The sequence below is a fragment of the Shinella sp. AETb1-6 genome (genome assembly GCF_009826875.1).
GTDB classification, from domain to species: domain Bacteria; phylum Pseudomonadota; class Alphaproteobacteria; order Rhizobiales; family Rhizobiaceae; genus Shinella; species Shinella sumterensis.
Map to the genome: position 1 here is coordinate 1 of NZ_WUMM01000028.1, position 12,060 is coordinate 12,060.

7 protein-coding genes are annotated in these 12,060 nt (G+C 63.7%); 6 read left to right on the forward strand and 1 reads right to left on the reverse strand.

Features of this window, described 5'->3' with window-relative positions:
- Nucleotides 1–326 precede the first annotated feature (326 nt).
- From GR158_RS24775 to clpB, 6 genes are all read left to right on the forward strand, one after another.
- Nucleotides 327–1,601, forward strand: a complete 1,275-nt coding sequence (locus tag GR158_RS24775) for an aspartate kinase (protein WP_134652902.1) — start codon at nucleotides 327–329, stop codon at nucleotides 1,599–1,601.
- A gap of 86 nt (nucleotides 1,602–1,687) precedes the next feature.
- Nucleotides 1,688–3,955 carry a phosphoenolpyruvate--protein phosphotransferase gene (ptsP, locus tag GR158_RS24780; RefSeq protein WP_134652900.1) on the forward strand — a complete coding sequence of 756 codons (2,268 nt, stop codon included), beginning with the start codon at nucleotides 1,688–1,690 and terminating at the stop codon, nucleotides 3,953–3,955.
- Between the two features lie 22 nt (nucleotides 3,956–3,977).
- Complete coding sequence (gene prfA, locus GR158_RS24785) at nucleotides 3,978–5,063, forward strand: peptide chain release factor 1 (RefSeq protein WP_134652898.1); 1,086 nt, start codon at nucleotides 3,978–3,980, stop codon at nucleotides 5,061–5,063.
- Complete coding sequence (gene prmC / locus GR158_RS24790) at nucleotides 5,060–5,929, forward strand: peptide chain release factor N(5)-glutamine methyltransferase (RefSeq protein ID WP_160873019.1); 870 nt, start codon at nucleotides 5,060–5,062, stop codon at nucleotides 5,927–5,929. The genes prfA and prmC overlap by 4 nt, the downstream gene beginning before the upstream one ends.
- Nucleotides 5,930–6,259: 330 nt before the next feature.
- Nucleotides 6,260–6,916: a DUF4167 domain-containing protein gene (locus GR158_RS24795; RefSeq protein WP_160873020.1), complete on the forward strand. Its 657-nt coding sequence runs from the start codon at nucleotides 6,260–6,262 to the stop codon at nucleotides 6,914–6,916.
- Nucleotides 6,917–7,169: 253 nt separating this feature from the next.
- Complete coding sequence (clpB, locus tag GR158_RS24800; RefSeq protein WP_160873021.1) at nucleotides 7,170–9,776, forward strand: ATP-dependent chaperone ClpB; 2,607 nt, start codon at nucleotides 7,170–7,172, stop codon at nucleotides 9,774–9,776.
- Between the two features lie 72 nt (nucleotides 9,777–9,848).
- On the opposite strand, the gene GR158_RS24805 is transcribed toward clpB, so the two are convergent.
- Entirely contained in the window at nucleotides 9,849–11,807 is a 1,959-nt protein-coding gene (locus GR158_RS24805) for a M23 family metallopeptidase (RefSeq protein ID WP_134652890.1), read from the reverse strand.
- Nucleotides 11,808–12,060 lie beyond the last annotated feature (253 nt).

The window sequence follows — 12,060 nt, forward strand, 5'->3', positions numbered from 1 at the left end:
AAATGACGGGGCTGCGGGCGGTTTTTTCGCCCGCAGCCGCTTTCATCTATCCCTCTTGCCCGTGCGCCCCCAAGGTGTGCGGGCTTTTTCTTGCTCGTTGGGGTCGGTGATCCCCTACGGCCTCGCTCCCCGACGCCCTGTAACCCGTGCCGACACCCTTCATATTCCTGCGCTTGTCGTACCACACGCACCCGCCGGAGCGCCTTTCCGCCGCGCCGTACCCATTGGTACAGTTTGCGCATTGCACAGCGCGGGGTCTTCGGCTAAGAGACCCCGCGGTTTCTCCCGCGCGCCCGCGCGCACATATGGAATAGCGGTACATACCCATGGCACGCATCGTGATGAAATTCGGCGGGACCTCCGTCGCGGACCTCGACCGTATCCACAATGTGGCCCGTCATGTGAAACGTGAAGTCGACGCCGGCCACGAGGTGGCGGTCGTCGTTTCGGCCATGTCCGGCAAGACGAACGAACTGGTGGCCTGGGTGCAGAACATGCCGAAGGTGACGGGTGCAAACTCGCCCTTCTACGATGCGCGCGAATATGACGCCATCGTCGCCTCGGGCGAACTCGTCACCGCCGGCCTTCTTGCCATCGCGCTGCAATCGATGGGCGTCGACGCCCGCTCCTGGCAGGGCTGGCAGATCCCGATCCGTACGGACAACGCGCATGGCGCGGCCCGCATCCTCGATATCGACGGCGCGGAGATGATCCGCCGCATGGGCGCCGGACAGGTCGCTGTGGTGGCCGGTTTCCAGGGGCTCGGCCCCGACAATCGCGTCGCGACGCTTGGCCGTGGTGGCTCGGATACCTCGGCGGTCGCCATCGCCGCGGCCGTCAAGGCGGACCGTTGCGATATCTATACCGACGTGGACGGCGTCTATACGACCGATCCGCGCATCGAGCCCAAGGCACGCCGCCTGAAGAAGATCGCCTTCGAGGAAATGCTCGAAATGGCCTCGCTCGGCGCCAAGGTGCTGCAGGTGCGCTCCGTCGAGCTCGCCATGGTGCACAAGGTGCGCACCTTCGTTCGTTCCTCCTTCGAGGACCCCGATGCGCCGGGCATGGGCGATCTTCTGAACCCGCCCGGTACGCTGATTTGTGATGAGGATGAGATCGTGGAACAGGAAGTCGTAACCGGCATCGCCTATGCCAAGGATGAAGCGCAGATCTCGCTCCGCCGCGTTGCGGACCGGCCGGGCGTTTCTGCCGCGATCTTCGGCCCGCTGGCCGAAGCGCATATCAATGTCGACATGATCGTCCAGAACATTTCCGAGGACGGCTCCAAGACCGACATGACCTTCACCGTCCCGTTCGGCGACGTCGAGAAGGCGCTCAAGGTTCTCGAGGCCGCCAAGGAGCAGGTCGGTTTCGACGTGATCCAGCACGAAACGGGCCTGGTGAAGGTCTCCGTCATCGGCATCGGCATGCGCAGCCATGCGGGCGTCGCCGCCTCGGCCTTCCGCGCGCTGGCCGAGAAGGGCATCAACATCAAGGCGATCACGACCTCCGAGATCAAGATCTCCATCCTGATCGACGGTCCCTATGCCGAACTTGCCGTTCGGACTTTGCATTCCGTCTACGGTCTCGATAAGAAGTAAGCACCGGCTGACTCGGCGTCGATCTCAGGATCGCCGGCGTGGGCATGCGCCGGTGGAGTAACGTCATTTTCGGGAGACGCCACGCGATGAGAGACCTCTCCGCGGGTCCGCGCGTTCTTCTCAAGCGGCTTCGCGAAATTATGGCGGAGCCGCTAGAGCCGCAGGAACGCCTTGACCAGATCGTGCGCCAGATCGCGCAGAACATGGTCGCGGAAGTATGTTCCGTCTACGTGCTGCGTTCCGACGGCGTTCTGGAGCTTTATGCCACCGAAGGCCTCAATCCCGGCGCCGTCCACCTTGCCCAGCTGAAGATGGGCCAGGGTCTCGTCGGCACCATCGCCGCATCCGCGCGGCCCTTGAACCTTTCCGACGCGCAATCGCACCCCGCCTTCACCTATCTCCCGGAAACGGGCGAAGAGATCTACCATTCGTTCCTCGGCGTCCCCATCTTGCGCACGGGCAGGGCACTCGGCGTGCTTGTTGTACAGAACAAGGCAAGCCGCACCTATCGCGAGGACGAGGTGGAGGCTCTTGAAACGACGGCGATGGTGATCGCCGAAATGGTGGCGACCGGCGAGCTGAAGAAGCTCACCAAGCCCGGCCTGGAACTCGACCTGTCCCGGCCCGTATCGATCGAGGGCGCGAGCTTCGGCGAGGGCATCGGCCTCGGCTATGTCGTGCTGCACGAGCCGCGCATCGTCGTCACCAACCTGCTCAATGAAGATTCCGAGCATGAACTCGGTCGCCTGGCCGAAGCGCTCGGATCCCTGCGCATTTCCATCGACGACATGCTGTCGCGCCGCGAGGTGTCGATGGAGGGCGAGCACCGCGAGGTGCTGGAAACCTACCGCATGTTCGCGCATGACCGCGGCTGGGTCAGGAAGCTCGAAGAGGCGATCCGCAACGGTCTCACCGCCGAGGCCGCCGTCGAGCGCGTGCAGAGCGAGACCAAAGCGCGCATGATCCGCCTGACGGACCCGTATCTGCGCGAGCGCATGCATGATTTCGACGACCTGGCCAACCGGCTGTTGCGCCAGCTCACCGGCTACGGCGCGAAGCTTTCGGCAAGCAACTTCCCGAACGATGCGATCGTCGTTGCGCGCGCGATGGGTGCGGCCGAACTGCTCGACTATCCGCGCGAGAACGTGCGGGGCCTCGTTCTGGAGGACGGCGCGGTCACCAGCCATGTCGTCATCGTGGCGCGTGCGATGGGTATTCCCGTCGTCGGGCAGGCGGCCGGGGTGGTCGCGCTGGCGGAAAACGGCGACGCGATCATCATCGACGGCGATGACGGGCGCGTGCACCTGCGTCCGCTGCCCGATCTCCAGCGTTCCTACGAGGAGAAGGTGCGTTTCCGCGCCCGCCGGCAGGAACAGTACCGCGCGCTGCGCGCCGTCGAGCCGGTCACGAAGGACGGACGGGAGATCAATCTCCAGATGAATGCCGGCCTGCTGGTCGACCTGCCGCATCTCAACGAGTCCGGCGCGTCCGGCATCGGCCTTTTCCGCACCGAATTGCAGTTCATGATCGCCTCGACGATGCCGAAGGCGGAGGAACAGGAAGCCTTTTACCGCAACGTTCTGAAGCACGCCGCCGGACGCCCGGTGACGTTCCGCACGCTCGATATCGGCGGCGACAAGGTGGTGCCGTATTTCCGCGCGGCGGAGGAAGAGAACCCGGCGCTCGGCTGGCGGGCCATTCGCCTGTCGCTCGACCGGCCCGGCCTGCTGCGCACGCAGCTTCGCGCCATGCTGCGCGCTGCCGCCGGCGCCGATCTGCGGCTGATGCTGCCGATGGTGACGGAGGTCTCCGAGCTGCGCGAGGTTCGCGGACTCCTGCAAAAGGAAATCCAGCGGCAGTCGAAGATCGGCGAGCAACTGCCGAAGAAGCTGCAATTCGGCGCGATGCTCGAAGTGCCGGCGCTGCTCTGGCAACTCGATGAACTGATGGCGGAGGTCGACTTCGTCTCGGTCGGCTCGAACGACCTCTTCCAGTTCGCCATGGCGGTCGACCGGGGCAATGCGCGTGTCTCCGATCGTTTCGATACGCTCGGGCGCCCGTTCCTGCGCATCCTGCGCGATATCGTACGCGCCGGCGAGCGCAACGAGACCTCGGTGACGCTTTGCGGCGAGATGGCGAGCAAGCCGATTTCGGCCATGGCGCTGCTGGGTATCGGCTTCCGCTCGGTCTCGATGTCGCCCGCGGCGATCGGGCCGGTCAAGTCGATGTTGCTGTCGCTCGATGTGGCCAAGCTGGAATCGGTGTTGATTCCAGCGCTCGACGATGTGCGGCCGACGGCCTCCATCCGCCAGATCCTCGCCGATTTCGCGGCCGAGAACGGTATTCCGCTGTAAAGAAATGATGGGAGTCTGAACGGTGGCGAAGCTTCCCGTTGAAAAGATGCGCGAACTCGAACGCCGTTTCGGCGAGATCGAGGCGCGCATGTCGGCGGGTCCGGATTCGGAGACCTATGTCCGTCTCGCCTCCGAGTATTCCGAGCTTCAGCCGGTCGTGACCAAGGTGCGCGAATACGAAAAGGTTGCGGGCGAGATCGCCGATCTCGAGGCGCTGCTGGCGGACAAGACGACCGACCGCGAGATGCGCGATCTCGCGGACATGGAACTGCCGGAACTCAAGCAGCGGCTCGAGGCGCTCGAAAAGGAGATGCAGATCCTGCTTCTCCCGAAAGATGCCGCCGACGAGAAGAGTGCGATCCTCGAAATCCGCGCGGGCACGGGCGGCTCGGAGGCGGCGCTGTTTGCCGGCGATCTCTTCCGCATGTACGAGCGTTATGCTTCGGCCAATGGCTGGAAGGTGGAGGTCATCTCCTCGAGCGAAGGCGAAGCCGGCGGCTTCAAGGAAATCATTGCGACGATCACCGGCCGCGGCGTCTTCGCCAAGCTGAAGTTCGAATCGGGTGTGCACCGTGTCCAGCGCGTGCCGGAAACCGAGGCAAGCGGGCGCATCCACACGTCGGCGGCGACGGTCGCCGTGCTGCCCGAGGCGGAGGAGATCGACGTCGAGGTGCGGCCCGAAGATATCCGCATCGATACGATGCGCTCATCCGGCGCCGGCGGGCAGCACGTCAACACGACGGACTCGGCGGTGCGCATCACGCATCTTCCGACCGGCATCGTGGTGACGAGTTCGGAGAAGTCGCAGCATCAGAACCGCGCCAAGGCCATGCAGATCCTGCGTTCGCGGCTCTACGACATGGAGCGTCAGCGCGCCGACAGCGAACGATCCGCCGACCGCAAGAGCCAGGTCGGTTCCGGTGACCGTTCCGAGCGCATCCGGACCTACAATTTCCCGCAGGGACGCGTGACCGACCACCGCATCAACCTCACCCTCTACAAGCTCGACCGCATGATGATGGGCGAGATCGACGAGGTGGTGGATGCGCTGCTGGCGGATTATCAGGCGGGCCTTCTTGCGCAGCTCGGCGAACAGGGCCGGGCATGAGCACGACGCTTGCCGAGGCGCTTGCCGCGGCGCGGCGCCGCCTGGAAGATGCGGGCATTGCGGATGCGGCGCGCGACGCACGGATTTTGCTCGACGGCCTTCTGCATCTGTCGTCCACGGCCTTCCTTGTCGATGGGGACCGCCCGTTGACCGGCGAACAGATGACAACGATTGAAAGTGCGATCGAGCGCCGCGCCAAGCGCGAACCGGTGCATCGCATTCTCGGCCGCCGCGCGTTCTCGCGGCTCGACCTCATGCTTTCTCCCGATACACTCGAACCGCGGCCGGACACCGAGATCCTCGTGGACACGCTCGTTCCCCATGTGCGCCGGTTTGTGTCCGACCGGGGCGCCTGCCGTATTCTCGACCTTGGAACCGGCACGGGGGCGATCTGTCTCGCCCTGCTCGACCTGGTGCCGGGCGCAACCGGCGTCGGCGCGGATGTTTCCCAGGGCGCCCTTGAAACGGCCATGCGCAATGCCGATATGACTGGTCTCGCGGGTCGCTTCGACGTGGTCGAAAGCGACTGGTTTACGGCGGTGACCGGGGTGTTCGACATCATCGTGTCAAATCCGCCCTATATCGTGCATTCCGTGGTCGAGACGCTGGACGAAGAGGTCCGGCTGCATGATCCGATTCTGGCGCTGGATGGCGGTGACGATGGGCTTGATGCCTATCGCGCCATTGCCGCCGGAGCTGCCGATCACCTCGCACAAGACGGCCTGGTGGCTTACGAGATCGGTTACGACCAAAAGGCATCCGTTACCGGGATCATGTGCGAAAAAGGTTTTGCGCGAATCGCAGCGGTAGAGGATCTTGGCGGCAATGATCGTGTCCTCGTCTTTTCGAAGCCAGTGTCTTTGTAGGCCATGCTGCCGCAGCGCAGCAAATTCCGCAGTCGCAAAGAAAAAGCTTGGAATTGTGAAGGAAGCGGGATAGGTTGCGGCCACGCACTGGGCAAGAGGTCATGGCGCAGCGATTTGTGCCGCGTGACCCGATCGTGAGGATTGCTCTCTCGAAGAGTTGCTAGGGTTGAAGACTTCCCTGTGCGGGTACCTGTTAATTTGACGTCTTACGGCGACAGGACCACCGGCCGGCGTGGTTTGCCCGCGGGTACGGATGCTTGATCTGGCGTGTCCCGATCAGGCTGCAGATACATGAATCATCGATACATGGATACGTTAGGTGAGTGACATATGAGGCCAGGACAGCAAAACAAGCGCGGCCGCGGGCGTAATAACAACAACAATAATAATAACAATAGCAACAACAACCACCGCAAGGGTGGTAATCCGTTGACGCGAACTTATGACAGTTCTGGTCCGGATGTGAAAATCAGGGGCACGGCCCAGCATATTGCAGAAAAATATGCAGCCCTGGCCCGCGACGCCCAAAGCGCCGGTGACCGCGTCATCGCGGAAAACTACCTCCAGCATGCCGAGCACTATAACCGCATCATCGCTGCCGCGCAGGCGCAGATGCAGGAGCGCGCTCCGCGTGAAGACCGCCACGATGGCGGCGACCGCAGCGATTACAATGATCGCGATGGTTTCGACCGGGATCACGACGACGAAGGCGGACATGGTGAGGAGCAGCAGGCTCCGGTTGCCGCCGCTGTCGCCGTTGAAGAACCCGTCGTCGATGGCTCTGGCCCGCAGCCGGTCATCGAGGGAACGCCCGCGGAAGTGGCGCTCGAAGAAGAAGGCGCTGCGCCGGCCGCCGGCCGTGCACCGCGTCGCCGCACTGCCGCCCGTCCGCGCCGCCCGCGTCGCGGCGAGGCCCAGGCCGCAGGTGGCGAGGACGGCCAGTCCGGCGGCGACGACGCGCCTGCCCTTGAGACCGCCTCCGAATAGGTGGACCCTGCCTTTACGCATTGCAGAACCCGGCCTTCGTGCCGGGTTCTTGCGTTTCGGCAAGGGCCGGAAAAATCTGCGGTGCCGTAGCCTGGGCTCCTTTAATTCCGAAAAATTCGCCACCATATTCCTCACAGGCGATCGGCCGGCAGCAGAGCCGGCCCTCGCGACGATGAGAGGCTTGCCTTTGAGGGAGCCTTATCCTGAATCATCGACCGGTGCCTGAAGGGCCGGCCGAGTTATGGAGGCCTATATGAATATCGAGAAATACTCCGAACGCGTTCGCGGTTTCCTGCAATCCGCCCAGACCAAGGCGCTTGCCGACGGAAATCCGCAGTTCACCCCCGAACATGTACTGAAAGTGCTGCTCGACGACGAGCAGGGCATGGCGACCTCGCTTATCGAGCGGGCCGGCGGCAATGCGCGCGATGCGCGGATCGCCAACGATGCCGCCCTTGCCAAACTGCCGAAGGTTTCCGGCGGCAACGGGCAGGTCTACCTGTCGCAGCCGCTGGCCAAAGTCTTCACCACGGCCGAGGATGCCGCCAGCAAGGCCGGCGACAGCTTCGTCACCGTCGAGCGCCTGCTGCTGGCGCTGGCCATCGAAAAATCCGCCGCGACGTCCGACATTCTGGCGAAGGCCGGTGTGACGGCCGCGAAGCTCAACCAGGTCATCAACGACATCCGCAAGGGCCGCACCGCCGATACGGCGAGCGCCGAGCAGGGCTTCGATTCGTTGAAGAAGTTCGCCCGTGACCTGACTGCCGATGCGCGCGAAGGCCGTCTCGATCCCGTCATCGGCCGCGACGACGAGATCCGCCGCACGATCCAGGTCCTGTCGCGCCGCACCAAGAACAACCCGGTTCTCATCGGTGAGCCCGGCGTGGGCAAGACCGCGATCGCCGAAGGCCTTGCGCTGCGCATCGTCAACGGCGATGTGCCGGAAAGCCTCAAGGACAAGAAGCTGATGGCGCTCGACATGGGCGCGCTGATCGCCGGTGCGAAATACCGCGGTGAATTCGAGGAGCGCCTGAAGGCCGTTCTTGCCGAAGTGCAGGCGGAAGACGGCGAGATCATCCTGTTCATCGACGAAATGCACACGCTGGTCGGCGCCGGCAAGGCGGATGGCGCCATGGACGCATCCAACCTGCTCAAGCCCGCGCTTGCCCGTGGCGAGCTGCACTGCGTCGGCGCCACCACGCTCGACGAGTACCGCAAGCATGTCGAGAAGGACGCGGCCCTTGCCCGCCGGTTCCAGCCTGTCATGGTGGACGAGCCGACCGTCGAGGACACGATCTCGATCCTGCGCGGCCTGAAGGAGAAGTACGAGCAGCACCACAAGGTCCGGATCTCCGATTCGGCTCTCGTTGCCGCTGCCACGCTTTCCAACCGCTACATCACGGATCGTTTCCTGCCGGACAAGGCCATCGACCTCATGGACGAAGCCGCCTCGCGGCTGCGCATGCAGGTGGATTCCAAGCCGGAAGAACTCGACGAGCTCGACCGCCGCATCATCCAGCTCAAGATCGAGCGCGAGGCCCTGAAGAAGGAAACCGACCGCGCATCGCAGGATCGTCTCGAAAAGCTTGAAGTCGACCTTGCGGCGATCGAGGAGGAAGCCTCCGCGCTGACGGCCCGCTGGCAGGCGGAGAAGTCCAAGCTCGGCCGCGCCGCCGATCTCAAGCGCCAGCTCGACGAATTGCGCAACGAACTCGCCATTTCGCAGAGAAAGGGTGAGTTCCAGCGTGCGGGCGAACTCGCCTACGGCATTATTCCCAAGCTCGAAAAGGAGCTGGAGGAAGCCGAAGGCAGCGATGCCGGCGATGTCGATCCGATGGTGCAGGAGGTCGTGACCGCCGACAACATCGCGCATGTGGTTTCCCGCTGGACGGGCATCCCCGTGGACAAGATGCTGGAAGGCGAACGCGACAAGCTGCTGCGGATGGAAGACGATCTCGCCAAATGGGTCGTCGGCCAGGGCGATGCCGTGCAGGCGGTCTCGCGCGCCGTGCGCCGCGCCCGCGCCGGCTTGCAGGATCCGAACCGGCCGATCGGCTCGTTCATCTTCCTCGGCCCGACCGGCGTCGGCAAGACGGAGCTGACCAAGGCGCTTGCCCGCTTCCTCTTCGACGACGAGACGGCGATCCAGCGCATGGACATGTCGGAATACATGGAGAAGCACTCCGTGGCCCGGCTGATCGGTGCGCCTCCCGGCTATGTCGGTTATGAGGAAGGTGGTGCGCTCACCGAATCCGTCCGCCGCCGGCCCTACCAGGTCGTGCTGTTCGACGAGATCGAGAAGGCGCATCCCGACGTCTTCAACGTGCTCTTGCAGGTTCTCGACGATGGTCGCCTGACCGATGGCCAGGGTCGCACCGTCGACTTCCGCAACACGATGATCATCATGACCTCGAACCTCGGCGCCGAATACCTGACGGCGCTTGGCGAGAACGAGGACAGCGACACGGTTCGCGACCAGGTGATGGATGTCGTGAAGACGGCATTCCGCCCGGAATTCCTGAACCGCGTCGACGAGATCATCCTGTTCCATCGCCTGCGGCGGTCGGAAATGGGTGCGATCGTCGATATCCAGCTGGCCCGCCTGCGCCGGCTTCTGGAAGATCGCAAGATCGTTCTGGAGCTGGACGAGGAGGCCGTGCACTGGCTGGCAGAGAAGGGCTACGATCCGGTCTATGGCGCACGTCCGCTGAAGCGTGCGATCCAGAAGCACCTTCAGGATCCGCTCGCCGAGAAGATCCTGGCGGGCGACATCCCGGACGGATCGATCGTCAAGGTCACGGCCGGCTCCGATCGCCTGCTGTTTGCGCCGCGCGGGGCGGCGGTCAGCAAGGCGGCCTGACAGCGTCAATACGTGAACAATAAAAAGCGCGGGTGAAAGCCCGCGCTTTTTGCCGACTTGGCCAGGCGATGATCAGTGCGTCTCGGCCAGCTCGGTCGCGCTCTCGCCGCTGCCGAGCAGATCGTCGATGCGCTTGCGTTCGGTCTCGAATTGGGCAAGCGCCTTGCCTTCCAACGACTTGCCCCCGGGAAGACGGATTTTCAGCGCATCTACCTTGTTGCCGTTGACGATCAGCTCGTAGTGCAGGTGCGGGCCGGTCGAAAGACCGGTCGTGCCGACAAAGCCGATGACCTGGCCCTGCCGCACCTTCGCGCCGACCTTGACGCCCTTGGCTATAGCGCTCTGGTGGTTGTAGGACGAGACGTAGCCATTGGCATGGCGGATCAGCGTCTGGTTGCCGTAGCCGCCGGAATCCCAGCCGGCCTTTTCGACCACACCGTTGCCGGCCGCGATGATCGGCGTGCCGCGGGGGGCTGCCCAGTCGACGCCGGTATGCATGCGCGAAAAGCCGAGGATCGGGTGGCGGCGCATCCCGAATCCGGACCGGAACACGCCGTTGGGAACCGGGTTGCGCAGCAGGAACTGCCGGATGCTCTTGCCGTCGCGATCGTAATAATCGACGGAATCGTCTTCCGGGTTCTGGAAGCGGTAGACCCGCGTTTCGGTGTCGCCGAACTTCGCGTCGAGCATCAGGATCTCGGAGCCCTCGGCGGCGGTGCCGTTCTGGTCGGTGACGGAGAAGAACGCTTCGAGCGAATCCGTCGGCCGCAGCTGCGCCTGGAAATCGACGTTGCTAGCAAGGATACGGATCATCTCGGCCGTCATATCCTGGCCCATGCCATAGGACAGTGCGGCCCGGTAGATGCCGTCATAGACGCGCGGCAGGTCACGGCCGGCAATGATCGTCGGGCGGTCGTCGTCGTCGAAGGCCGTCGCCACGGCATCGAGCGCCGGCGGCTCGGCGCCCTTGACGAAGCGGCCCTTGTCGTCGAGCGCCGCCGTCATGACATGGCGGCCGCCGGAATAGATGGTCGCGCGAACGATGCTCGCCTCGTTGCGCTGCTGGGAGACGCAGATGCGCAGCACGTCACCCTCGGAAAGTTCCTTGCTGCCGAGTTCCTCGGCGAAATAGTCCGAGAGGTCCTCGGCCTGCGCCTTGCTGTAGCCGGCGGCCGTCATGAGCTCGTCGATATCGGCCGCGCGCCGCACGGGGATGACGTCGTCGGCATATTCCGTGTCATCGGGCGTCAGCGTGTCGAAGCTCGAAACGCTCATGTTCTCTTCCACCACGCGGGCGGTCAGGCCCTGCAGGAGGTCGAGATCGGAGGATTCGGAGGCAAAGCGTTGCGGATCGACGTAATAGAGCGAGGCGACCTGTGTGCTGCCGTCGGTCAGAACCGAGCCGTTGGTGCGCACATTCTCCTCGACTTCCTCGATCGACATCTGGTCCGCATAGTCGAGGTTCGCATCGCCATTCGGGAAGGCGTCGGTTTGAAGCGCCACTTCCGATTCGACATCCGACCCATAGATTGTGCCCATGCGCGAGGCCGGTGCGGCGTCCTTGCCGTTCGTGGAGAAGATCGCGAGCGGATCGAAGCGCGGGTAATCTTCCGTCGTCGCGTGATTGGCGGCGAGCGCCATCTTCACGTGCGCGAAGGGCTGCCGGCGCACCACTTCCTTCTCCCCGTCATGGATCATGGTGGAAATCTCCATGATCTTCTTGTCGGACGGTTTCGTCACGATAGCGGGTTCGAGAACGCGCTGGCCGCGCTTTGCCGTCTCGCCGTTCTTGCTGGTCTGGTTCGGTGCGCCGAGAGACGCATAGGCCTCGGCGGGAATGGCGAGCTGCTGGCGCCCGTCAAGGGCGGCAAACAGCGCCACGCCCATGAGTATCGAAGAGGTGATGCCGGTCAGGAACGTGCCCGAAAGCCAGCGCAGCGAAATTTCGCGGCGGTCAGGTGCCTTGCGCCCGTCCGCGATGATCGGCGGCTGGTTGCCGAGGGATCGGATCATGTTCCGGTCGGTGGTCATGCCGATTGCGCTTCGTCCTGTGCCGCTCTCATCTGTATTTCGCGCGGGAAGATGCACGCAGGAGGGCGTGCGAGTCAAATCGCGCGGATCACAAGCCTTCTTCTAGAGGCGCCGAATGTGAATTTCTGAGGGCGGAGCGTCCGTTTTGAACTGTCACGACCTGCGAAAGCCCGGAGATCAGGGATCTCGTCCGTCCAAACCCATCTTTTTGCAGATTTTTTCAAAAATGTGTCACATCGCTGTTGACGGTTTG